Origin of the sequence: Paenibacillus validus NBRC 15382, assembly GCF_004000985.1 — a bacterium.
Lineage (GTDB): Bacteria > Bacillota > Bacilli > Paenibacillales > NBRC-103111 > Paenibacillus_G > Paenibacillus_G validus.
Genome location: NZ_BIMH01000004.1, coordinates 56851 through 80927, shown reverse-complemented (window position 1 = coordinate 80927; position 24077 = coordinate 56851). Strand labels below are relative to the sequence as shown.

Annotated in this window: 27 protein-coding genes and 1 pseudogene; 25 read left to right on the top strand and 3 right to left on the bottom strand. The window is 53.3% G+C overall.

Annotated features, from left to right (window positions below; translation table 11 throughout):
• Positions 1-278: 278 nt before the first annotated feature.
• From PVA01S_RS04525 to PVA01S_RS04465, 13 genes and pseudogenes are all read left to right on the top strand, one after another.
• The gene (locus PVA01S_RS04525) at positions 279-1481 is read left to right on the top strand and encodes an acyl-CoA dehydrogenase family protein (RefSeq protein ID WP_127605530.1); all 1203 of its coding nucleotides are present in this window, start codon (positions 279-281) and stop codon (positions 1479-1481) included.
• 128 nt (positions 1482-1609) lie between these two features.
• Positions 1610-2590, top strand: a complete 981-nt coding sequence (locus tag PVA01S_RS04520) for a catechol 2,3-dioxygenase (RefSeq protein WP_054799086.1) — start codon at positions 1610-1612, stop codon at positions 2588-2590.
• Positions 2591-2939: 349 nt separating this feature from the next.
• Entirely contained in the window at positions 2940-4808 is a 1869-nt protein-coding gene (locus PVA01S_RS04515) for a XylR N-terminal domain-containing protein (protein WP_127605528.1), read from the top strand.
• 117 nt (positions 4809-4925) lie between these two features.
• Complete coding sequence (locus PVA01S_RS04510) at positions 4926-5411, top strand: flavin reductase family protein (RefSeq protein WP_054795213.1); 486 nt, start codon at positions 4926-4928, stop codon at positions 5409-5411.
• Positions 5412-5431: 20 nt separating this feature from the next.
• The gene (locus tag PVA01S_RS04505; RefSeq protein ID WP_244932901.1) at positions 5432-6370 is read left to right on the top strand and encodes an FAD synthetase family protein; all 939 of its coding nucleotides are present in this window, start codon (positions 5432-5434) and stop codon (positions 6368-6370) included.
• A gap of 28 nt (positions 6371-6398) precedes the next feature.
• Positions 6399-7043: an alpha/beta hydrolase gene (locus PVA01S_RS04500; RefSeq protein ID WP_127605524.1), complete on the top strand. Its 645-nt coding sequence runs from the start codon at positions 6399-6401 to the stop codon at positions 7041-7043.
• Positions 7044-7110: 67 nt separating this feature from the next.
• Positions 7111-7995 (top strand): acetaldehyde dehydrogenase (acetylating), encoded by an 885-nt coding sequence (locus PVA01S_RS04495; RefSeq protein WP_127605522.1) that lies wholly within the window; start codon positions 7111-7113, stop codon positions 7993-7995.
• A gap of 24 nt (positions 7996-8019) precedes the next feature.
• Complete coding sequence (gene dmpG, locus PVA01S_RS04490) at positions 8020-9048, top strand: 4-hydroxy-2-oxovalerate aldolase (protein WP_127605520.1); 1029 nt, start codon at positions 8020-8022, stop codon at positions 9046-9048.
• Positions 9049-9076: 28 nt separating this feature from the next.
• Positions 9077-9181 (top strand): annotated as a pseudogene (locus PVA01S_RS04485) (4-oxalocrotonate decarboxylase); the annotation flags it as partial.
• A gap of 96 nt (positions 9182-9277) precedes the next feature.
• Positions 9278-10096 carry an alpha/beta fold hydrolase gene (locus PVA01S_RS04480; protein WP_127605518.1) on the top strand — a complete coding sequence of 273 codons (819 nt, stop codon included), beginning with the start codon at positions 9278-9280 and terminating at the stop codon, positions 10094-10096.
• A 298-nt stretch (positions 10097-10394) separates the two neighbouring features.
• Positions 10395-10694, top strand: a complete 300-nt coding sequence (locus tag PVA01S_RS04475; RefSeq protein WP_127605517.1) for an antibiotic biosynthesis monooxygenase family protein — start codon at positions 10395-10397, stop codon at positions 10692-10694.
• Between the two features lie 224 nt (positions 10695-10918).
• Entirely contained in the window at positions 10919-11362 is a 444-nt protein-coding gene (locus PVA01S_RS04470) for a flavodoxin (RefSeq protein ID WP_054795208.1), read from the top strand.
• A 158-nt stretch (positions 11363-11520) separates the two neighbouring features.
• Entirely contained in the window at positions 11521-12777 is a 1257-nt protein-coding gene (locus tag PVA01S_RS04465; protein ID WP_054795207.1) for an aspartate kinase, read from the top strand.
• 11 nt (positions 12778-12788) lie between these two features.
• On the opposite strand, the gene PVA01S_RS04460 is transcribed toward PVA01S_RS04465, so the two are convergent.
• The 3 genes from PVA01S_RS04460 to comA form a co-directional block, all read right to left on the bottom strand.
• Positions 12789-13253, bottom strand: coding sequence for a DUF441 domain-containing protein (locus PVA01S_RS04460; protein WP_054795206.1), 465 nt, complete (start codon positions 13251-13253; stop codon positions 12789-12791).
• A gap of 85 nt (positions 13254-13338) precedes the next feature.
• Complete coding sequence (locus PVA01S_RS04455; RefSeq protein WP_127605515.1) at positions 13339-14082, bottom strand: 2-phosphosulfolactate phosphatase; 744 nt, start codon at positions 14080-14082, stop codon at positions 13339-13341.
• A 20-nt stretch (positions 14083-14102) separates the two neighbouring features.
• Positions 14103-14978 carry a phosphosulfolactate synthase gene (gene comA / locus PVA01S_RS04450; protein WP_127605513.1) on the bottom strand — a complete coding sequence of 292 codons (876 nt, stop codon included), beginning with the start codon at positions 14976-14978 and terminating at the stop codon, positions 14103-14105.
• Positions 14979-15121: 143 nt separating this feature from the next.
• On the opposite strand from comA, the gene PVA01S_RS04445 reads away from it, so the two are divergent.
• The 12 genes from PVA01S_RS04445 to PVA01S_RS04390 all read left to right on the top strand — a co-directional run bounded on the left by PVA01S_RS04445 (position 15122) and on the right by PVA01S_RS04390 (position 24064).
• Positions 15122-15388, top strand: a complete 267-nt coding sequence (locus PVA01S_RS04445) for a YqhV family protein (protein WP_127605511.1) — start codon at positions 15122-15124, stop codon at positions 15386-15388.
• Positions 15389-15453: 65 nt separating this feature from the next.
• Entirely contained in the window at positions 15454-16470 is a 1017-nt protein-coding gene (gene spoIIIAA / locus PVA01S_RS04440; RefSeq protein ID WP_054795204.1) for a stage III sporulation protein AA, read from the top strand.
• A 43-nt stretch (positions 16471-16513) separates the two neighbouring features.
• Complete coding sequence (spoIIIAB, locus tag PVA01S_RS04435) at positions 16514-17032, top strand: stage III sporulation protein SpoIIIAB (protein WP_127605717.1); 519 nt, start codon at positions 16514-16516, stop codon at positions 17030-17032.
• A 48-nt stretch (positions 17033-17080) separates the two neighbouring features.
• The gene (gene spoIIIAC / locus PVA01S_RS04430) at positions 17081-17284 is read left to right on the top strand and encodes a stage III sporulation protein AC (RefSeq protein ID WP_127605509.1); all 204 of its coding nucleotides are present in this window, start codon (positions 17081-17083) and stop codon (positions 17282-17284) included.
• Between the two features lie 12 nt (positions 17285-17296).
• Entirely contained in the window at positions 17297-17686 is a 390-nt protein-coding gene (spoIIIAD, locus tag PVA01S_RS04425) for a stage III sporulation protein AD (RefSeq protein ID WP_054799647.1), read from the top strand.
• Between the two features lie 116 nt (positions 17687-17802).
• Positions 17803-19008, top strand: coding sequence for a stage III sporulation protein AE (gene spoIIIAE, locus PVA01S_RS04420; RefSeq protein ID WP_127605715.1), 1206 nt, complete (start codon positions 17803-17805; stop codon positions 19006-19008).
• Positions 19009-19037: 29 nt separating this feature from the next.
• A complete protein-coding gene (spoIIIAF, locus tag PVA01S_RS04415; RefSeq protein WP_164751729.1) occupies positions 19038-19781 on the top strand; it encodes a stage III sporulation protein AF in 744 nt (247 codons plus the stop codon).
• A 4-nt stretch (positions 19782-19785) separates the two neighbouring features.
• Entirely contained in the window at positions 19786-20418 is a 633-nt protein-coding gene (gene spoIIIAG / locus PVA01S_RS04410) for a stage III sporulation protein AG (RefSeq protein WP_054795202.1), read from the top strand.
• Positions 20419-20466: 48 nt separating this feature from the next.
• Positions 20467-21222, top strand: coding sequence for a SpoIIIAH-like family protein (locus PVA01S_RS04405; RefSeq protein ID WP_127605505.1), 756 nt, complete (start codon positions 20467-20469; stop codon positions 21220-21222).
• A gap of 383 nt (positions 21223-21605) precedes the next feature.
• Positions 21606-22091: an acetyl-CoA carboxylase biotin carboxyl carrier protein gene (gene accB, locus PVA01S_RS04400; protein WP_054799649.1), complete on the top strand. Its 486-nt coding sequence runs from the start codon at positions 21606-21608 to the stop codon at positions 22089-22091.
• A gap of 17 nt (positions 22092-22108) precedes the next feature.
• Positions 22109-23467, top strand: a complete 1359-nt coding sequence (gene accC, locus PVA01S_RS04395; RefSeq protein WP_127605503.1) for an acetyl-CoA carboxylase biotin carboxylase subunit — start codon at positions 22109-22111, stop codon at positions 23465-23467.
• Positions 23468-23650: 183 nt separating this feature from the next.
• Positions 23651-24064 carry an Asp23/Gls24 family envelope stress response protein gene (locus PVA01S_RS04390; RefSeq protein ID WP_127605501.1) on the top strand — a complete coding sequence of 138 codons (414 nt, stop codon included), beginning with the start codon at positions 23651-23653 and terminating at the stop codon, positions 24062-24064.
• Positions 24065-24077: the final 13 nt, after the last annotated feature.

Below are 24077 nucleotides of genomic sequence, written 5' to 3'. Positions count from 1 at the left end.
CCTTCAAATAAAAAAGAACACTCATCTGACCTAGCCGAAAACAAAAAAGTCCTTGAAGATGACCCGAGCGATGAATGTCGCTCGGGTTTTTCGTTTCATACGATTCATATGAATACAGCGGAAAATTGACTCTTGAATCCGCATAATTGTCTGCATATTGTAAATCGAAAATTGTTTATGATTAGTTCATAAGAAAAACCAAGGAGTGATGGGGGAAGAGCGGTAGCGGGTTGAATCCCAACAAAATGAAAGCGTTTAACTAAAGGAGGCATGTGAAAATGGCAATTAACAAGCTCAAGCCAGAAGCGCATTCGGAGATTGAAGATCTGCTTGCCAGAGCGGAAGCGATCGGCAAGCTTGCCGAAGCCGAGGCCGTAGAAGCCGATAAGAATGCACGATTCTCCGAACGAGTGGCCCAAGCCATCGAGGAGGCCGGGTTCCACAAGCTGATGCGTCCCAAAAAATACGGCGGACTGCAGGTAGACTTGGGGACGTACGTTGACATCGTCCGCACGGTGGCAAGGCACAGCGTAGCTGCCGGTTGGCTCGTCTATTTCTACTCCATGCACGAATTGTGGGTGGCTTATCTGCCAACGAAGGGCAGCGACGAAATATTCAAGAAGGGCGGACTGCTCGCCGACGTTGTCGCTCCGATCGGCCGTGTGGAGAAGGAGGGGGACGGTTATCGTCTCTACGGGCATTGGAATTTCTGCAGCGGAGTTCTGTGGAGCGATTGGGTCGGGCTTGGCGCTCTCGTGGAGCTGCCGGACGGTCAAGGCCCTGAATATTGCTTGATGGCGGTGCCGAAGTCCGACTTCAAGATCGTGGAAAACTGGGATACGATCGGACTTCGCGCTTCGGGAAGCAACGGGGTAGTCGTAGACGGCGCCTTTGTGCCGCTGCATCGGGTCTTCCCTGCAGGTCGCGCGCTGGCCACGGGGCTGCCTGCGGGAAAAGACTACGACCCGAACGATCCCGTTTACCGCATGCCGTTCATGCCCCTCTTCCTGCTAGGTTTTCTTCCGGTCGTATTGGGTGGCGTCGATAAAATCGTGTCGTTGTTCCAGGAGCGCACGGAGAAACGCGTCCGCGTGTTCAAAATGGGGGCCAAGGAAAAGGAAGCTGCCAGCAGCCAGCGCGTGATGGCCGAGATGAAAATACAGCTTCATGCGTTGGAAGGCGTCGTTAACTGTTATGTCGACCAGCTGAATGAATGGCAGCAGGAAGGTAAAATCGCCGTAAGCGACGAGGAACGTGAGCGGTTGTTCGCCATGCGGGGTTATGTTGCGAGATCTTCGGCCGAACTTGCTTTGAAAGCGCTGTTAACGCTTGGCGGCACTTCCATCTTTAAAGGAGACCCAGTGGAATTGGTTGTGCGGGATCTTATCGCGGCGGCATCTCACCCGAACCAATTGTACGAGGATTCCATGGCCGCTTACGGACGGACGATGTTCGGTATGCCGGGCGACCCGGTATGGTAAGAAGCGGTAATGACCTTCCGCGATAAGGGGGTGGTGTGCCGGACGCATTCCACGTGGTTCAATCCTAATGTTAAGGAAGTTAGCGAAATCCTCAATACGACAAAGAAAAAATCAGGGAGGGTATCAAAATGGAAAAAGAACCGATTTTTGATGTGGCTCAGCTTGCACACGTAGAGATTTATTCCCCGAAACCGGATGAAACGTTGTGGTTTTTTAAAGAGCTGTTAGGCATGGAGGAGACCGGCAGAAGAGGACAGTCCGTATATCTGAGAGGGTATGAAGATTTCTACCACCATACACTGAAGGTGACGGAAGCGAAGGAAGCGGGATTGGGTCACGTCGCTTGGCGTACGTCTTCCAAGCAGGCTCTGGAACGTCGTGTCAACGCCGTGAAGGAGACCGGTCTTGGCAAAGGATGGTTTGACGACGAAGACGGTCACGGGGCTGCGTATCAGTTCACGACCCCGGACGGACATAAGATGGAACTGCTGTGGGAGGTCGAATACTACCAGGCGCCGGAAGAGAAGAAGACCCCCTTGTTGAACCGTCCGCAGAAGCGTCCGACGCGCGGAGTTCCGGTTCGCCGACTGGATCATGTAAACTTGATGGCAAGCGAAATGAAGCCCAATGTCGACTTTATGATGAATCAGCTTGGCTTTAATCTGCGTGAGCACGTTAGATTAAATAATGGAACGGATGCAGCGGCATGGCTTAGCGTAAGTCCGCTCGTTCATGAGATTGCGATGATGGGCGATCCGCTGGGCGGGAAGGCCCGCATGCATCACATTTGCTACTGGTATGGATATCCGCAGCACCTGTCGGACATTTCCGATATTTTCACAGAGAACGGTATTAAATTTGACGCAGGCCCAGGCAAGCATGGGATTAGCCAAGCCAACTTCTTGTACGTATTCGAGCCGGGAGGCAACCGCGTCGAGTTGTTTGGAGATGCAGGGTATTTGATTTTTGATCCGGCCTGGAAGCCGGTTACCTGGAAGGAAGAGGATCTTGAGAAAGGCATCATCTGGTATGGTTCTCCGCTGCCTCAAGAATTCTTTATGTACGGCACCCCGGTTATCGATCATAAAAAGGCTGCCAATATAGGCTAATCGTCCGATTCATGCTAAAGAGCATTACAGATCTCAGCGCTGCCAGGCTGAAATAGGTAATGCTTTTTGGCTTGCCTGCTTTTTTCGTACGATTCGTACGAAAAAAATACGGTTTTTGTTCCTATAACGGTTCAAATATTTGTATTGTTAGTTTCAATAATTAGGTATAATAGGATTAAGCGGAATTTTATGACATCAATATTGAATGCGCTTACATCATATCGTGTTTGTCATGTCCGGCCGTTATGATGTGCAGCGGCAAGTTCTCTCCCAAGCCATAAGTGTACAGTCTCTTCTGATGCTACGTTGGATGATCTGGATTTAATAATCTTACTTAGGGAGCGGAGTTATGAAAGCTGCGGATTTAAAGTTATCTCAATTTTACAAAACTGCTTTCGGGACGGAAGATTCCCAGTTTGAAAAAATGATTACGATTCCTACCTCGGCGTTAGGCACCTTGCGCAAAGAACTGATTGAAACGTTGGGTCCTGAACAAACGAAAGGATTCCTGCTTCGTCACGGCTGGCATTGCGGGGTCAGCGACGCTTTAAAAATGAAAAAATTGGATTGGGACAACAATGAAGAGGCTCTGTACGCCGGACCCAAGATGCATATTTTACACGGTCATTTGGAAGAAGTCATTATATTGCAAAACGATTTCGACTTTGATGAGAAAACGATCCATATGGAAGCGATCTGGAGAAACTCTTACGAAGCCAAAGAACACCTGAAGCTTTTCGGTAAAAGCGATCATGCCGTTTGTCATACGTTAGTCGGTTATGCCAGCGGATACCTCTCCACCATTATCGGGGAGAAAGTAATCGTCATTGAACAAGGCTGTCATGCGATGGGCGACGAGTGTTGTTATTCGGTATGCAAGACCGTCAGGAAGTGGAACGGCGAAGTCGACGATATTTTAAAATATTATGAACCGAACAGCCTGATCAACGAACTGAATCAAACGTTCGAGAAGCTGAAGATCGAGAGAGACAACTTAAATAAATCGTATCAGGTTCATACCCGGTTAATGAACGAGGTGTTGCGTGAGAACGACTTATCCTCAATCGCGGGCGTGTTGTCTCAAACCGCGGGTCTTCCGGTCATGATTGAAGATACGCAGCAAAAAATACTCGCCGTCTCGGGGATATCCGAGGAGGAAGCGAAGCAGCGTCAAATTCATGACTTGAAAGTCGTTACAAAAACCGAGCTTATGAAAGCGCCTGCAGGCCATAATTTAGTAACTCCAATCTTTTTCCAGCGTAAAATTGCCGGCTATTGCTCCTTTCTATATAATGTGGAACAACCGCAGGAAGTCGATTCGATGATATTGGAACGTGCCGCATTAGCTTGTTCCACCTATATGCTAAACGAACACACGAGGTTTTCCGCCGAGCAGAGGATGAGAGGCAGTTTTTTGGAGGATGTGCTTGCCAGACAAATTTGTACGGAAGAATTGATGAGACGGGCCCACTATCTCGGATTTGACTTAAAACCCCCTCACTTTATGGTAGCCATCCATTCCGAAACGATCAAGAAGACGCTGAACAAAGATCTTAGCGTCATTGACGATGTGGTTAATTCGCTGTCCATCTTCTGCAAGGATCGCCAGATTAATGCGCTCACCGGACAAAAATCGGGAATCATTATCATGCTTCTATCCGGAGGCGATTTATCGAAGATCAGTGTTTTCAAAAAAGAAGTATGCCGGAAAATAGCCGATTTCTTGTCACGCAAATATCCAAACGATGATTTTAAATTAGGAGTAAGCTCCACGGCCCAGCTCATGGAGGATATCACGCAGCTTCACGAAGAAAGCGTAGCCTCTTTAAAGATCATGAACCGCAATTCCAACATCGTGCACTTCGACTCGCTTGGAATCGAGGGCGTGCTGTTCCAGGCGAAAAATGCGGATACGATCGAAAAATTCGTTTATAAGAAATTAGGAAATTTAATCCGGGAAGATAAAAATAAAGACATGGAATTAACGAAAACGTTATTTCACTATTTGAACAACGGATGCAATGTCCATAAAACGGCCAGGGTGATGAATTTCTCCATCAGCGGCTTGCGCTACCGGTTACAGCGCGTCAATGAAATTTTGCAATCGGACATTAATCGGCCGAACGTGACGTATCAGATCTATTTGGCGCTTCACTCGTTGATTGCTCTGGGCGAGCTGGACATCGACGTTGAAGTGGAAGAGGGATCCGAACTATAACACGATTCGTACGAAGATTGTTCATTAAATCATCTCAAGTTGCGACGGTACCGTTGTAGGATAAGAACCCGCATTGTCCTATGATGATTACAATACTGACAAGGGAGTTGAACACGCATGGACGATCGCACATTTCGTAATGCCATGGGTAAATTCGTAACAGGAGTTACGGTCATCACGACGGGCGCGGGGGAAGAAGTGCACGGTATGACAGCGAATGCATTCTTGTCCGTTTCTCTAAACCCCAGACTCGTTCTGATCTCGATTGGGGAGAAAGCCAAAATGCTGGACAAAATCAAGGAATCCGGCCGGTATGCCGTAAGCTTCCTGGCAGCGGACCAGCAGGAAACCTCCATGTTGTTTGCGGGACAAATCAAAGACGGACGTACGTTGGATTTTGAATGGTTTGACCGAATGCCGGTCATTAAAGGCGCTTTGGGGCATTTGACCTGCCGTGTCGTTTCGGAGCATGTCGTCGGCGATCATACGTTGTTTGTAGGGGAAGTCTCCGATATTCAGTTGAATGAGGGAGAACCGCTTATTTACTTTCAGGGCAAGTACCGGGAGCTTGCATCCATCAACGAACAAAGGCTTTCGTCCTGAGGAAATTTCCATTGAAAACGGTGGATCTCACTTCCTGTCAACCGCCTTCCCGCCAAGGCAAAGAGCCGTCGGTCATGGCGTTAGGCTTTTTTGACGGTGTGCATATCGGTCATCAGCGCGTAATTCAAACGGCGAAGCAAATTGCCACAGAGAAGAGACTGAAGCTTTCGGTCATGTCTTTCTTCCCTCATCCGAAAGAGGTTTTGGAAGGCAAGACGGTTTCCTATTTAACGCCGGCAAATGTAAAAGAGAGCATTTTTGGTTCGATGGGCGTCGATACGCTCTACCTTGTCAAATTCGATCTCGCTTTGGCGAAGATGAGCCAAGCCGAATTTATCCGGAACTATGTTGTAGCGGCGGGAGCCGAGCACGTCGTTGCAGGTTTCGATTTTACTTACGGCTACCGGGGCAGCGGAAACATGCAGACCATCGCTCAAGATGGTAAAGGCTGCTTCGAAGTGACGGAAATACCGAAAGCGGAATTGTTCGGTCAAAAAATCAGTTCGACGCTTATTCGGGAGTCGCTTCTTCAAGGAAACGTCCAGCTTGTCACAGCTTGCTTGGGTAAATATTATGAGACGGCAGGTCGGATTAGCGAAGTACGGACGGTAGGACAACGGGGACAGGTTATCGTTCAAGTGGTCACGATGCCCTATTTTACACTCCCCGCTAGCGGCTTGTATGAAGTGCTCGCCGAAATCGGGGGTGCAGTCAGTCACGGCATTGCCCGCAGGAAAGAAGGGTCGGACGTTATTGAATTAAAGCTGAAGCCTGTGCAGGATATCGTTTGTCACAGTCCCGTTTCGTTGAAATGGGTGAAGCCCGTTTCCGAGTTCATTTTTCGCCGGACGCTTCGGATGAAGAAGCTGGAGAAGGGTCGGCCCGGCGGTTATTCCGGCGATGGTTTTGCAAGCGATTACAACGCGGATGCCGATTTTCCGGGTGACCGGGTTCGGTAACTTGCAACAAACTTTAGGGAGGAAGGATATGACCAGTCCGTTCGCATATACGATTCATACCCCGGCATCCATGAAACCGGGAATCACCTATCCAGTAGTCTTTGCCCTGCACGGCATCGGTTATACGGAGAAAGACATGATATCCGTCATCGAGGAGTTGAATGAAGAGCTCATTGTAATCGGTGTCAGGGGACAGCGCCCCTATGAGAACGGGTATGCCTATTATTATCTGAAAGGCTACGGAAACCCCGAACGCGAGCAGTTTGACGAAAGCGTGGGCATGCTGGATCGTTTCATCGACTATGCGGCGAACCGGTACCCGATCGACCGGGAACGCATGTATTTGCTCGGCTTTAGTCAAGGCGCGATCTTGAGCCTGACCTTGGCATTGCGGCTTGGAAAAAAAATAAAGGGCGTCCTTGCCATGAACGGCTACATCCCATCCTTCGTGAAAGAAGAGTACCCGATTCAATCGACGGATCATCTGTCCGTATTCCTGTCGGACGGCCAGGACGATCCTATCTTCCCCCCTCATATCGGGGAGGAAAGCTATCAATATCTCAAAGAGAGAGTCGGTTCTATTCGGTACCAAACGTACGCCGCCGCGCACGAAATTTCAGACGCGAACCGGGAAGACGCGGTCGCGTGGATACGGATGGAGGTTACCCGTTGAAATGGAGCATTCTCGGCGAGGCGGGCGCGTGCGTTTACAAACTAATGCGGGATCGGGGGCACAGGACATGCGGAAAGTGAAAGCGGCCATATTAGGCTCTGGAAATATCGGTACGGATTTGTTGATTAAGCTTGCGAGGTCACCGTTCTTGGAGCTAACCGCGATGATCGGGATCGACCCTTTGTCAGACGGACTAACGAGGGCGAGAAATTTAGGTTACGCCACGTTCGACGGAGGTTTGAAGTCATTTTTGGATGAGGCTCCCGACCTGGCGGATATTGTGTTTGATGCCACCTCGGCCAAAGCGCATATTCGTCACGCGAAAATGCTCAAAGAAAAAGGCAAGATGGCCATCGATTTAACGCCGGCCGCCGTGGGACCTTATGTGGTCCCGTCCGTCAATTTGGGAGAGCATCTGGATGCAGACAATATTAATTTGATCACGTGCGGGGGACAAGCGACCATTCCGATCATCCATGCCATCCATAAAGTTGCGCCGGTGAGCTATGGGGAAATTGTGGCTACTATCGCATCCAAAAGCGCGGGACCGGGCACAAGGGCGAATATCGACGAATTTACGGAGACGACCTCTCACGGGATCGTACAAATCGGCGGAGCGAAGAAAGGCAAAGCCATCATTATTTTAAACCCTGCTGAACCGCCGATCATGATGAGGGACACCGTATATGCGCTGGTGGAAGGTCAAGTGGACGAAGCCGCAATAACGGCCTCCATTCAGGAAACGGTGGCCTCCATTCAGTCCTATGTGCCCGGATACCGGCTTCGCACCGAGCCGATCTTTGACGACAACAAAGTTACCGTATTCATTGAGGTCGAAGGGGCGGGCGATTATTTGCCCAAGTACTCCGGAAATCTCGACATTATGACGGCTGCGGCCGTGAAGGTTGCGGAAGAATTTGCGAAGAGCCGATCTTCCCGATCCGCCGTGTAACGGACAAGAAAGGGGAGAACGACATTGAAACCCGCTCAAAAGTTAACGATAACGGAGGTCGCGCTTCGTGACGGAAGCCACGCCATCAATCATCAGTATACGCTGGAACAAGTCATAAGCGTGGCCAAGGCGTTGGATGATGCGAATGTTCCATATATTGAAGTTTCACACGGGGATGGACTTGCAGGCTCATCTCTGCAGTATGGATTGTCGCGGACGAATGAAATGGAGTTAATCGAAGCCGCCGTATCCGTGTGCGCCACATCCCAAATCGGGGTGCTTCTGCTCCCGGGCGTCGGAACGATTCAACAATTAAATGAAGCCGCGAAGTTGGGCGTCGGCATGGCTCGCATTGCTACGCACGTGACGGAAGCGGATATTTCCGCACAGCACATCGCCAGATCCAAGGAGCTGGGTCTTGTTACCGTCGGTTTTTTGATGATGTCGCATATGGCGCCGGTCGAAACGTTAGTGGAGCAAGCGAAATTGATGGAAAGTTACGGAGCGGATACCGTGTATGTGGTCGATTCCGCGGGCGCGCTGCTGCCGTTTCAGGTGGAGGAAAGAATTCGCGCGCTCAAGCAATCGCTTTCCGCTCATATCGGGTTTCACGGCCACAACAATTTATCGCTGGCCATGGCCAACACGCTTGCAGCCATTCAGGAAGGCGCGACCTGGATCGACGGAAGCGTACGCTGTCTCGGCGCGGGGGCCGGCAATACGCAAACGGAGGTATTGGTCGCGGTGCTGGAGAAGCTGGGCATTGAGACCGGTGTGGATGTGTATAAGCTCATGGATGTAGCCGAAGAGATTGTCGCTCCGATTTTACAAAAACCGCAGGAAATTACGAAGGGAAGCCTGGTGCTCGGTTATGCAGGCGTATATTCGAGCTTCCTCCTCCACGCGCAGCGAGCCGCCTTGAAATTCGGGCTTGATGCCAGGGACATTCTGATCGAATTGGGAAGAAGGAAAGCGGTCGGCGGTCAGGAGGATATGATTATGAACGTTGCCGCCGAACTTGCAAAGTCGAACTATCCACTATCCTCGGTTTAGGGGGAAAGCCATGAACTCAAGCGCCTATCAAGAGCCGATCTACGGATACATATTCGACTATATGGTCGTTGACGGGGACGTGCTGCGCATCGATGAGTTGATTCATCCGAAAGTGGAAGCGGAAATTGCGTACGGCGATACGGTGACGGCGATCTGGGACCGGCTCGGGACGATCCAATTCCGCGTGCAATAATGCAGGTAAGGACATGAAAATAGAGGAGGAAATCAGATGTCAGAACAAGGGTATTTCGAAAAAATCGGAGGTCATCAAGTTTATTTCCACGAGGGTGGAGAAGGGGAGCCGCTGCTCTTGATCCATGGTTCCGGACCGGGAGTATCGGCTTGGGCCAATTGGCGCCCCGTCTATCCCATCCTGTCCAAGAAGCACCGGTTATACGCGCCCGATCTGATCGGCTTCGGCTCGTCGGATAAGCCGAAATCGATTCAATACGGCGTGGACGTTTGGGTCGAGCAGATGATCGCCTTTATCGAAACGAAGAAGCTCGGTCCCCTATCGATTGTCGGCAATTCGTTGGGCGGAGGCATCGCCTTGCATCTCGCCTACCGCCGGCCGGATCTGGTTAAAAAACTGGTGTTAATGGGAAGCGCAGGCATTCAATTTCAATTGACGGAAGGTCTGGACCAGGTTTGGGGATATACCCCGAGCCTTGAAACGATGAAAAAGCTCATTCATTTGTTTTCTTACGACAAACGTTTTGCCGAAAATGACGATTTGGTTCAGATGCGGTACAAGTCCACGTTAAATGAAGAGAACCAGGCTGCTTTCGCCTCCATGTTCCCTGCCCCGAGGCAGCGTCATGTCAACGCTCTGGCTTTAAGCGAGGAGCAGCTAAGGAGCATCGAGGTCCCGGTTCTGCTGTTTCACGGCCGCGAGGATCAGATCATTCCGATTGAGGAGACGAGCTGGCGGCTGTCTCAACTGCTGCCGAATGCGGAGCTCCATACGTTCTCGAATTGCGGCCATTGGACGCAAATTGAAAAAACGGAATCCTTTTGCAAATTGATTGATTATTTTTTGGACACGTAAAGCAGAACCGCGGTCTAACCCCTGTAAGCGAACATGGAAAAACGACTTAGCCGAAAGCTGGCGTCTGGATGTTATCAGGCGTCAGTTTTTTTGAGTTTAACTTTCCGAAGATCGACACAATAGCATCACGTGTATGCCAAGCGGTGGGCGAAATGGTATAATATGCAAGTAGATCGATCATCCAGAAGGAGGACGGTATGAACGGGATTCCGAGGCAATTGAGAGAAAGACGGCGGTCAACTTCCGAATCGCGGGTAAGCGGCGCGGGAACAATACTTGGGAATCGGGTGGGGTGCTTATGATAATGGAAGTGGCGACGTTGCAGGTGAAGCCCGGCTTGGCAAGCGAGTTCGAATCAAGCTTTCGTCAAGCGTCGAAAATCATAACCGGCATGAGAGGCTATATTCACCATGAGCTGCATAAATGCCTGGAGACCGACAACAAGTACGTCTTGCTGGTACGCTGGCAAACGCTGAAGGATCATACGGTCAGCTTCCGTCAATCCCCTGAATATGAACAATGGAAAAGCTTGCTGCATCCTTATTACGATCCGTATCCGACGGTTGAACATTACATCGATATCAAGCTTGACCTCTGACAAGGAAATCCGATAACGGTTACAAGGCATCCGTTCTCTCTAACAGGGAAAACGGCTGCCTTTTTTGCATGTCAAAAAATATGAAAAAAAATAATTGACAATGATAATCATTATCACTTATTATCGATGTAGCGCTGTTAGTTTCCGGAAACCTTCGCAATCTGCAAATGTTAGACAACAAGAAATATGGGAAGCGATCATTCCCGCTATTGGAGGGAACCATCTTGAGTTCAGTAATCATTGTTTTTGCCAGCATGACCGGGAACACGGAAGAAATGGCCGAGCTTGTCGCCGATGGCGTAAGGGCTGCGGGAATCGAGCCCGTCTTGAAATCAGTCGTGGACGCGAACGCCTCGGAGCTGGAGAAGTACGACGGCGTCTTGCTGGGTGCATATACATGGGGAGACGGCGATCTCCCGGACGAGTTTCTTGATTTCTACGAGGAGATGGATGACATTCAACTAGCAGGCCGGAAAGCAGCCGTGTTCGGCTCGGCGGACTCTTCGTACTCTCAGTACGGGGCTGCCGTCGATACGTTGATCGCGAAGCTGAAGGAACAAGGAGCCGATGTCGTTCAGGAAGGCTTGAAGGTCGAGCTAAACCCGTCCGGCGACGAGAAGGAAGTGTGCCGTGCTTTTGGCCGGAAGCTGGCGGAAGCGTTGGCGTAACGATGGATGGAAGAGCGATTCGATACTCATCGGATCGCTCTATTTTTGTTATCCGGCGCTGGTGCAAAATTTTCGACAACTATGTATTTCGCAGAGCGGCGCCCTTATGATATAATTCTATTTTAGTTATGCAAAAGTTTGTGTAGGGAGTGAGCAGCTTGGCTCTGATAGTAATGAAATTCGGCGGAAGCTCGGTTGGGGACGCCGAACGGATGAAACGGGTTGCCGGTCGTATTGTGGAACGGCACCGCGAAGGACACCAATGCGTCGTCGTCGTATCCGCTATGGGCGATACGACGGACGATTTGATCGACCTGACAAAGCAAATTTATACGGGCGCACCGCCGGCGCGGGAGATGGATATGCTCCTGTCCACGGGCGAGCAAGTATCGATCGCGCTTTTGTCGATGGCGATACATAGTTTGGGCGAATCGGCCGTATCCTTTACCGGATGGCAGGCCGGGATGATTACCGAAGACGTACACGGCAAGGCAAGAATCACCGATATGAAGCCGGAACGTGTCCGTAAGGCGCTGGATGCCGGCAAAATCGTCATTGTCGCAGGGTTCCAGGGCATGACCGAGGAAGGCGAAATTACGACGCTTGGCCGCGGAGGCTCCGACACGACGGCAGTGGCGCTCGCAGCAGGGATTCAAGCGGATGTGTGCGAAATTTTCACAGACGTGGACGGCGTTTACTCGACCGACCCGCGGATTGTTAAATGCGCGCGCAAGCTGAACGAAATTTCGTATGACGAAATGCTCGAGCTTGCGAACCTCGGAGCGGCGGTCTTGCATCCGCGCGCGGTGGAATACGCGAAAAATTACAATGTGCAGCTGGTCGTAAGATCCAGCTTCAACCATAATGAAGGCACGAACGTCAAGGAGGAAGCGACAATGGAACAAGGAATCGTAGTACGCGGCATCGCTTACGACAAGAATGTCGCACGCATCAGCATTTTGGGCGTGGAAGAGAAACCGGGGCAGCTGGCGAAGGTGTTCACGGCGCTGGCGCAAGCGCAAATCGATGTGGATATCATCGTACAAAGCGGCGTTGCTCAAGGAGCGGCTGACTTTTCCTTCACCGTATCGCTCTCCGATCTGGAGAAAGCGCTGCAAACGATCGAAGGCATTCGCAGCACCGTCGGCTTCCGCGAAGTGACGTCCGAGAACAACCTGGTGAAGGTTTCGATCGTGGGCGCAGGCATGGTCAGTACGCCGGGCGTCGCCGCCAAAATGTTCGAGACGATCTCCGATCTCGGCATCAGCATCCTGATGGTCAGCACGTCCGAAATTAAGACGTCCTGCGTCATTGAGAACGGCCGCCTGAACGAGGTTGTCCAAGCCCTGCACACGGCTTACGGCCTTGACACCGATACGACCGTATTCGTCGGCGGTCCTTCGGAACGCCGTTAACACCGGCTGCACTAACGGAACTTATCGAATAAGAACGTGAACGCCTTGAGCAAAAAGGCGGTAATCCCGGCGGCCATTAACGGGCCGACCGGGATTCCTTTTAAGAACACGATACCGATAATCGAACCGATTACAAGACCCACAATCATTTGCGGGTCTATTTTTAATAACTCCAATCCTTTGCTGTTCATATAAGTCGCAACGGCTCCCCCCAGCAGGGCGAGTATGCCGGGCCAAGTCGTAAACATCGAGGTGACGTCCTTGATGGATATTTTCTCGCTTGCGAACGGCACAAGAACCCCCATGGTCAAAAACAACAGCCCCAGCTCCAGCCCTCTCCGTTCAATCGTCGGGAGGTATCGCTCCAGACTGATCAGCTTCACAATCAACAGCACGCAAGCGGCCGTCGTAATAATGTGGGACCGGCCCAGCAGTCCGATAATGATAAGCGCAACCAAGAGAATATCCCCGTTCATATGCAGGCCCCTTGTCCGGAAGTATCTTCATTTATGTGTATGAGCGCAGGGCCTTTTTAGAACAAGCTTGGCGGGGAACCGTTAACTAAGCCTCCAGGCGGCCATGCCGTACCATGGGGGCAAGGTCCAGCACATGGGTTTGGGCACAGTGGACCACATCGTCATGGAAACCGATCTTGGTCAGCCGTTTGCCGTTCGCGCACGTCAGTAGCGCGTCTAATAGCCGGTCCTGCACGTTCCGGTACGCCTGCAGCATGGCTAAACCGAAGTCGTCCACGCAGGCCGGTGCGTTCGGCCCCGTCAAGTTTCCGCGGACCGCTCCTGCCGCATGGAGCCGCAGCAGCTCATCGATCAGCAGACCCGCGCACAAGCCGTCCTCCAGCGCAAAGACATCCTGCGTACCGGCACAAACGATGACGATGTCGCCCGTCAGGTTGGCCGCTTTGCGCGCACAGGCGGCGGCATTCAGCATACAGCCGATCAAAATATGACTCGCTTTCGCCGCCTTCTGAATCGCCCGTGTGCCGTTTGTCGTCGTCATGATGACCGTTTTGCCGGTGACAAGCTCGGAGGTATACTCCAGCGGGGAGTTCCCCAGATCGAAGCCCGGTATTTTTTTGCAAAATCGTTCGCCGCCGAGCAGCTCGTCTTTCCCCTGCATGCTCTTGGCTTGATTGACGGTCTCAACGGGGACGATGGTCCGGCATCCGTTCGCAAGCGCGGTCAGCATCGTGGAGGTCGCGCGCAGCACGTCGATGACGATGACGGTTTTGTGCTGCAGCTCTTCGGTGCGCGCTTCGTTTACGCTGGATATGACATGAATGTGCACGGCCTGTTGTCACCCCTTGCCTAAATTTGGTAATACCAGCTCACCGCCGGCGCAGCCTCAACGTTAGCTTCGGCCGCTACCGGCGCAGCATCCGATACGTCAGCCTCCCCGGCCAGCGTATCGGAGCGAAGTCCGCGGCGCAGCGCTTCAAGCGAGAACAGATCGGCCGGCGCGATATTTCCGAGATGAATGCCGCTGCCGAGCCGCTTCAATAAATGAACCTGCTGGTCTTTGTGCGGCGCTTCCCACAACAACAGTTCCGGACTGGGCACCCCGCTGAGCACGAGCTCGATTTCCTCATCCTTACAGCTGCCGTCTTCGTTGTATATCCCCACTCCTTTGCCGGATTCCCGGCCTTCGATCGTAATGAGCGCCGCCCCGAGCTCGGAGTCGATCGTCACGGTCTCGATCAGCTCCTCCAGTTCAATAGCGGAGCCCCAGCCTTTCTTCCCGTATTCCGTAATAACCGTCAGCCCCGCATCTACACCGCGCCGAATCAAATCGCTTCTGACCCCGCGCGGAACCTGGATCGTACCGTCGGAAATTTCTATCCCGTTAAAGCCCAGATAGGCAATCATATCAAAGAAATGATCGATGTTTTGTTGGACGATCGCGACTTCGAGGAACGTGCCGCCGGGGTACACGAGAATGTTGTGCGCTTTGGCCATCTCGATTTTTTTCTTCAGCAATGCCGTTTTATAAAGCGGAGAAGTGCCGAAACCGATTTTCAGCATATCCATGTAGTCGCCTGCCGTCTGCAGCAGATCTTCGAGCGCATGGAGTCCGAGCCCTTTGTCGATTACCATCGTTTTGCCCGCAATGCGCGGTTTGCTCGTACGCTGACCGGTCGGGTCGCAAAGCTGAAAATGCCATTGCAGCGGTGTTCTAACCTCCATTACTTATCGCCTCGCTGTATAAATAATAAAATTCATGAAACATCGTATGCATTTCCTGCTGGGGTTGTGCCCGGATAGCCTAAAAGCAGACGAGCTTGCATACAGTGATAAGGAAACCAGGGGATGGGGTGAATTCCGTGTCAATGATCAATAAAATTGTGCTCAGCATGGCGACGATCCGCGTATTATCCGGCAGTATCGAAATTTTGGCGGCGCTTCTTATGCTGCGCTTCAACCAAATCGAGAAGGCGCTGCTGGTCAACTCGGGGCTGGCGCTCGTCGGACCGCTCGTGCTGCTGACGACAACTACGATTGGGTTGGTCGGGATGGCCGACAAACTTTCGGCCGGAAAGCTGCTGTGGGTGCTTGCCGGGGTGAGCTGCATTTTTATCGGAATCTTAAAAAAGTAAATCTGTCATAATTCAGTAGATATGGCATACACATGATTGTAAAAGATGGACAGGGAGGCTCAAAGATGCAATCGATATTGCCTTTCTTCTCCGCTCCGCTGCGGCACATTCTAGCAACTCTAGCAACGGGGCTGCCGCCTGGCCGGACGCTTCAGGAAATTCGCATCCGTGAAAATCGGCCGCTGGAGGTCGTCTGGGGACCAGGCCATGCCTTCGTCACCGCGGAAGGTGCGACGTGCTCCCGGACGGAACAAGCTTATCATCCGACCCGTCAAGATTGCGCTTTGCTGCTGGAGCTGTTAACGCAGCACTCCATGTATACGTTCGAGGAGGAGCTCAAGCGCGGTTACATAACGATTCAAGGCGGTCATCGGGTCGGCTTATCCGGCAGAACGGTGGTCGAGCATGGACATGTGAAATACATCAAGGACGTCAGCGGCTTCAACATCCGTCTTGCTCGGGAATGGAAGAACGCGGCCCAACGGGTGCTGCCCTTCCTGCTTGAACCGCGGACCGGACAAGTGCTGCGGACCTTGATCGTATCGCCGCCGCAGCAGGGCAAGACAACGCTGGTGCGCGATATCGCGCGGCAGCTCAGCGAGGGCTTCGCAAGCGGCGAAGGGTCGACGCCGTCTAGAGCGTTCAAAGTCGGCATCGTCGATGAGCGGTCGGAGATCGCCGCCTGCGTGCGGGGCGTTCCGACCTTTGACGTCGGCCCGCGCACCGACGTGCTGGACGGCTGCCCGAAGGCGGAGGGGATGATGATGATGATCCGCTCGATGTCGCCGGAGGTGCTGATCGCCGACGAGATCGGCCGGGCCGAAGATGCGGCGGCCGTACACGAGGCGCTGCACGCCGGGATCGCGGTCATCGCCACCGCACACGGAAGGGACGCCCAGGATGTCAAGGGGCGGCCGATTCTGAAGGAGCTGGTGGCGGACGGCGTCTTCGAACGCTTCGTGGTGCTGTCGCGCGCACCGGCAGCCGACGCTGGCGCGGGAGCTCCGGGCACGGCGGTGTACGACGCCCAGGGCAAGCGGCTGGACGAGCGGCTTGCGCTGCGTGGAGGCGTCAGCCTATGAGACGGGCCGGTACGCTGCACAGGCGGAAGCGGGGAAGCCCGCCATGCTGAAGCTGCTCGGCGCGATGTTGATCTTGCTCGCGGGCACGCTGCTCGGGTTCTTTCAAGCTTCACAGCTGGCGAAGCGGCCCCGTCAAATCGCCGACCTGATCAGGATGCTGCAGCGGCTCGAAACGGAGATCCTGTACGGCTTCACCCCGCTGCCCGAGGCGCTGCGCTGCACGGGGCAAGCTTGCGCGACTGCCGTCGGCGCGTTGTTCGTCCGGATGGCGGCGGAGCTGGGACACACCGCGGGACGACCGGTTCAGCAGCTCTGGGGGGAGACGCTAACCGCCGGTTGGCGCGAGCTGTCGCTGGGCCGGGGGGAGAAGGAGATCATGCAGCAGCTAGGCGCTACGCTCGGCCTAACCGACCGGGACGATCAAGTGAAGCATTTGCGTCTGGCCGTCAACCAACTGCGCGGAGAAGAGGAGCTGGCCAAAGACGAACAGCAGCGATACGAGCGGATGTGGAAGAGTCTCGGCTTGTTGATGGGGGCGCTCGTCGTCATATTGATGTACTAGCTCCGATTTGGCCAGTGAAGGGATAGGTTCAAGAATGAGGTGCCGCACATGAACGTGGACGTTAATGCGATATTTCAGATCGCCGGCATCGGCATCATTATCGCGATGATTCATACTGTGCTGAAGCAGATGGGTAAAGAGGATATGGCCCACTGGGTCACGGTCATCGGGTTTGTCGTCGTGTTGTTCATGGTCGTCAGTCTGCTCGACAACCTGTTTAAAGAAATCAAGACGATTTTTTTGTTCCAATAGGCGGGTGCGGCCATGGAAATCATTCAAGTGGTGGGACTTGCGCTCATCACGACAGTGCTGGTGCTGATCATCAAAGAGCAGAAGCCGATGTTCGCGTTTTTGCTCACGGCGTTCACGGGCATTACGATCTTTCTGTTCCTCATCGGGAAAATTTCAACCGTGATCAGCGTGCTGGAGGAGCTTGCGAATAAAGCGGAAATTAATACGATTTTTCTGAAAACGATTCTGAAAATTATCGGCATCGCCTACATCGCCGAATTCGGCGCGCAAATCGTGCGGGATGCCGGCCAGGAAGCGGTCGCTTCCAAGATTGAGCTGGCCGGTAAAGTGCTGATCATGGTCATGGCCATTCCGATCGTATCCGTCATCATCGAAACGGTCGTCAAGCTGCTGCCGGCTTAAGCGAGCGTTACCCGAGCAAAACCAACCAGGAGATGAAGCTCATGCTGCTGCCTAATCGTCGCCTTTCGCCGCCAAGAAGCGAGCTGCCGCTGCAGCGCCGCCCTTCCGCCGCCGAGATGAAGCGATGGCTCGTTGTCGTCGCGGTGCTGACGGTGCTCCTGTTGTCGGGAGGCGTCGGGTACGGCTGCTCGGACCTGACCGGCTGCGGAGCGCAGGTACAGGCCGCCACGCCCGCCGATGAGCTGGTGCGCCAGCAGGCGGAACGGCTGCCGCTCGATCAAGTGGAACAGTTTTGGAGCGGCTTGATGAAGCAGTACGGCGGTTATTTTCCCGACAGCAAAGCCCCGACGTTCATGGAGCTGCTGCTCGGCGCCAAAAACTTCAGTATAGACAGCGTGTTCTCCGCCCTGTTTCGCTACTTTTTTCATGAATTGCTGTATAACGGCAAGCTGCTCGTCTCCATCGTCATTCTCACGATTTTCAGCATGCTGCTCGAGACGCTGCAAAGCTCGTTTGAGCGGAACGCGGTCAGTAAAATCGCTTACGCGATTTCGTTTCTCGTCCTGATGATTATGGCGGTGAACAGCTTTAACGTAGCGATCGGTTACGCCAAATCGGCCATATCCGACATGATACACTTCATGATCGCCGTCGTGCCGCTGCTGTTGACCCTGCTGGCGTCGATGGGCAACGCGGTATCTGTAACGGTGCTTCACCCGCTGATCGTGTTTATGGTGCACGCGGTCGGCACGGCCATCTACTTTCTGGTGTTTCCGCTGCTGTTCTTCTCCGCTGTGCTGCACATCGTCAGCTCGTTGTCTGACAAATACAAGGTCACACAGCTGGCGAACTTGCTGCGAACGGTCAGCCTGGGCTGCTTAGGTTTATTCATCACCGTATTTCTGGGTGTCATTTCGGTACAGGGCGCAACCGGAGCCGTGGCGGACGGCGTGACGATCCGTACGGCCAAGTATATCGCAGGCAACTTCGTACCAGTTGTCGGCCGTCTGTTCTCCGACGCTTCGGAGACGGTCATCGGCGCTTCGCTGCTGGTGAAGAACGCCGTCGGTTTGGCCGGCGTCGTCGTCATCTTGGTGCTGTGCGCTTTCCCGGCGCTGAAAATAATGGCGTTAGCCTTCATATATAACATCTCGGCCGCCGTCATGCAGCCGCTCGGCGATAACCCGATGATTACCTGCCTGGAGACCATTGGCAAAAGCATGATGTATGTATTCGCCGCTTTAGCCGTCGTCGGACTGATGTTTTTTCTCGCGATATCGATCATCATCGGCGCCGGCAACGTCTCGGTCATGATGCGCTGATCCGGAGCCCAGCGAAGGAGGGAGAACGCTTGGACTTTTTGAGCGGTTGGCTGAAGTCGGTCGTGCTGGTCATCCTGATCGCCACCTTCGTCGACTTGCTGCTGCCGAATCAATCGATGCAGCGCTATGTGAAGACCGTGATCAGCATGTTCCTGCTCTTGACGCTGCTCCAGCCCCTGCTAAGCCTGCTTCGCTCCGATGCGGCGCTGGACGAACGGCTGGCGGCAGCGCTGTCGCCCGACCTGGCGGCGGTGTCAGGCGGCGAGATGGACTCGCTCACGGCCATCCGGCAGCGCGCCAATGCCCTGCAAGCGAGACAGTTCGAGCAAACGTCGGCGCTCGTTGAGAACCAAGTGGAAGAATTGATGAAACGCAAGATTGAACAATCGGCCGATGTGGACGTACGGAACGTTCAAGTCGTGACGGCGCCCGACGAGACCGGACAGCCGGTGATCCGGAAGGTCACGCTGCAGGTGGCGGAGGGGCGTCCGGCCGAACTCCCGAATCAGGCACGGGCGAAGCCGGTCGCTGCGATGGAAACGGTCAAGCCGATCGAACCGGTGGTCCCTGTGGCCGACATTCGAATCTCGGACGGACCGGCTGCAACCGCAGCAAGATCAGTGCCGCAGTCCGCCTCGTTCGGACCCGATAAAGAGCCGCTATCCCCGGCATTGCTGCAAACGAAGACGCAAATTATCCGGATGCTGGAGCAAGATTGGCAGCTGACGCAGGAACAGATCGAACTAACGCTGGAACCGGCCCCGGGGAGGTGAAACGGTGGGAGAAGACAAGAAAGGTTGGTTGTCCTGGTTCAAGGGAGGCCCCGGCGGTCCGAAGCGGATGCAGACGTTTCGCCTGCTGCTGCTGCTTGGGCTCGTCGGAGCGGCGCTGATGATCATGAATTCGTTCATCACGGTGAAGGATGTCGATCCGATCAACGAAGGGCGCGGGTCACCGCCGGATCAGGCCGAAGCCGCGTTCGGCTCCGGAAGCAAGGAGCAAACGGGCTTTCGCGAATATGAAGAAGCGTATCAATCGCAGCTGCGGGACATTTTGACCAAGATCGTGGGGGTCGGCGAGGTTGAGGTGCTGGTCACCATCGACTCGAGCGAAGAGATCCAGGTAGAGCGCAACACGAACGAAACGCAGCAGGTAACGAACGAGAAAGACCAGCATGGGGCAACCCGGCATATCACGAATGTGTCCCGGAACGGCGAAGTGGTGTTATACGAAGTATCCGGGGGCAAGCAGCCGCTGATCGTCAAGACGATTAAACCGAAAATCCGAGGCGTGCTCGTCGTTGCCAAGGGGGCGGAAAATCTTACGGTCAAAAAGATGATCGTCGAAGCGGTGGAGCGTGGACTCGATGTTCCCGCGCACCGGATCTCAATCCTGCCGCGCAAGCAATAAATAAACGTCTTTCAAATACGAACGATGAACTCAAGGAGGAATGAACAAATGAATTCCAGAAGACAAACGATTTGGTTGGTATCGATGCTGAGCTTGATGGTCGTCCTCTCCGCCTACTATTTATTCACGGAAGACGTGAACGAGCTGGAAGTGGCGTCAACCGGGGTTAAAACGAACGAGATCGTCGTGAACACGGGTCAATTGGATGTGAAGCAGCCGGAAGCGGCCGATGCAAAAACGGACGCAGCTCCCGCCGCCGATACGAAAGCGGACGCCGCCAAAACGGATAACGCCAAAGCCGGCGATCCTAAAGAGAGCAGCACGAAAACCGATACGCCTTCCTCCGACACTACGAAAACGGACGACAAAGCGGCGCAGCCCGTGTCGAATACGGGATCGGACGCTTCGAGCGAAGAAGCTAAAATCTTACAAAAAATGCAAGCGACTGCGACATCCGGCACCGATTTCTTCCTCAGCGCCCAAATGAAGCGCAATGAAGAGCTGACGAAGAAGGTGGAAAGCTTGATGACGATTATCACCGATCCGAAACAAACGGCGGAAGCCGCGGCCAAAGCTCAGGAAGAATACAACAAGATCCAGGACATGGAAGCGAAAGTAACCAGTCTGGAAGATATCCTCGGCGGCGACTTCCCGCAGGTCGTCGTCACGCAAGACGCGAACAAATGGAAAGTTACGGTGCAGTCGAATAAATTGGAACGCAGCCAAGCCGTCAGCATTGTCGATAAAGCCATGCAGGAGCTCGGCGTTCAGGCGGATCAAATTTCCGTCGTCATGAAGCCTTAAATCATCGGTGACAGAGTCCGCTCCCGCGGACTCTTATTTATTTGGAGTAACAGAATGAAGTACAAGTTAAGAGTGCGTGCGTATATCTAACTGATATGGTGCAGGGGGATGGCTAATCCTTTTGAAATGACACATCATGTATCTAATGTTTTTTGGATGGAAGACCATATTTAGTATAAATCATAAACAAATGGTAGATATTGCAAAGGGATCAGGAATTTCGACAGCTGAAAATATGAAGTAGAACCAAGTACTAATAAGTTCTTCCCTTCAAATTATATTGTGATATAATAACAACGTCGTTTGTTTCACATCGCCAGCGGCGAAGATTGCCTTCCATGGATCGCCTGCTGCGCGCCAGATGCCCAAAGGAGTGAATGCACTTGTTTAAGTTAAGCGAAATCAAAGAATTGATCAAGCTTGTGGATCAAAGCTCTTTGCAAGAACTGGAAATTGAAAGCGAAGGCTCGCGCCTTTTCATCCGTAAACCGAATAAAACCGAACAGGTTGTCGTGACCGCGGCTCCGGCCGCTCCTGTGTATGCGCAAGTGCCTGCCCCTCAAGCGGCGGTACAAGCCCCTGCAGCGGAAGCGCCAAGCGCGTCCAAACCGGCGGCAGCCGACTTAGGTCTACATACAATCGTGTCCCCGATGGTCGGCACGTTCTATGCCGCTCCATCGCCGGGCGCCGCTTCGTTCGTATCCAAGGGCAGTGCGGTGAAAGAGAAAACCGTCGTTTGCATCATCGAAGCGATGAAGCTGATGAATGAGATCGAAGCCGAAGTGAAGGGCGAGATCGTAGAAGTGCTCGTGGAGAACGGACAGCTTGTGGAGTACGGGCAGCCGTTGTTCCTGGTGAAACCGGAGTAAGTAGGAGGAGAGCCGCATTGAAGTTTCATAAAATTTTGATTGCCAACCGCGGTGAAATTGCGGTACGCATCATTCGCGCTTGCCGCGAGCTCGGCATTACGTCGGTTGCGGTCTACTCGGAAGCCGACCGCGACGCGCTGCACGTCCGCTTGGCGGACGAGGCCTATTGCATCGGACCCACGCTGTCCAAGGACAGCTATTTGAATTACACGAACATCATGAGCGTGGCGACGCTGACGGAAACCGACGCGATCCATCCGGGCTACGGATTTCTCGCGGAGAACGCCGATTTCGCAGAAATATGCGAAAGCTGCAATATAACGTTCATCGGTCCTTCCCCGGAAGCGATCAGCAAGATGGGCGACAAATCCGTCGCCAAGCAAACGATGAAAGAAGCCGGCGTACCGGTCATTCCGGGCTCCGACGGGTTGGTCGAGAATGTGGAAGAAGCAATTCGTCTCGGCCGGGAAATCGGATACCCGATCATCATTAAAGCGACCGCAGGCGGCGGGGGCAAGGGCATACGTTTAGCTGACAATGAAGAAATGCTCATTCAGCAAATTACGGCCGCCCAGCAGGAAGCGCAGAAGGCGTTCGGCAACGCCGGCGTTTATTTGGAGAAATATTTGACCGGCATGAAGCACGTCGAGATTCAAGTGCTTGCCGATAAACACGGCAACGTTGTCCACCTGGGCGAGCGCGACTGCTCGGTGCAGCGACGCCGCCAGAAGCTCGTCGAGGAAGCGCCATGCCCGATCCTGACGCCGGAAATTCGCGAGGCGATGGGTGAAGCGGCGGTGCGTGCGGCGAAAGCGGTTAACTATTCCGGCGCAGGAACGCTTGAGTTTTTGCTCGGCGCGGACGGCCAATTTTATTTCATGGAAATGAACACCCGGATTCAAGTGGAGCATCCCGTAACGGAGCTTATCACCGGAATCGATATTATAAAAGAAATGATCCGCGTCGCCGAAGGCGAGCCGCTTTCGTTTACGCAGGAAGACGTGAAGATCGACGGTTGGGCGATCGAATGCCGCATTAACGCGGAGGATTCGGAACGCAATTTCATGCCGTCGGCCGGGCAAATCAAGTTTTACTTGCCGCCGGGCGGCTTCGGCGTTCGAGTGGACAGCGCCGCTTATCCGGGCTACACGATTCCGCCGCACTACGATTCGATGATCGCGAAGCTCATCGTCTGGGGCAAAAATCGCGATGAGGCAATCCAGCGAATGAAGCGCGCGCTTGCCGAATTTGCCGTTGAGGGCGTACATACGACAATTCCATTCCACCTGAAGCTTCTGGAGCATAAGAAGTTTTTGGCGGGCGATTTTGACATTAAGTTCCTGGAAGAGCACGACGTGAACGACCCCAACTCGTAATATTGCCGGTTCATTGTCATATTTTTGTCCAAATGGTATAGTATACAATACAGACAAGGGTCGGGCTGGCATCAGAACCAGTCGCTAATTCGGGCAAAAGTGAAGGACTACCGACGATCGTAAGTAAATTGTTGTGAATGAAGCCGTTTTTGCCTCAGCAAAAACTTGGAGGAGGACCTAACCATGAGTATAGTTGCTGCCGATTACGAAAAGACCGACATGGGTACGATTCAAATTGCTCCTGAAGTGATTGAGATCATTGCCGGCATGGCGACCATCGAGGTTCCCGGCGTTGCCGGTATGAGCGGCGGTTTCGCCGGCGGGATCGCGGAGCTGCTCGGTCGCAAAAATTTGTCCAAAGGCGTAAAGGTTGAAGTCGGACAGCGCGAAGCGGCGATCGATGTTTCCGTCGTTATCGAATTCGGCACCCGGATCCCGGAGGTGGCGAGCGGCGTGCAGCAGAACGTCAAACACGCGATCGAATCGATGACCGGCTTAAGTGTCGTTCAGGTGAACGTGCATATCCATGACGTTATTTTTAAAGGTGCGGAGAAGCCGCCGGAAGAGCCGGAAACGAACACGCAGCGCGTTAAATAAACGATCATAGTCA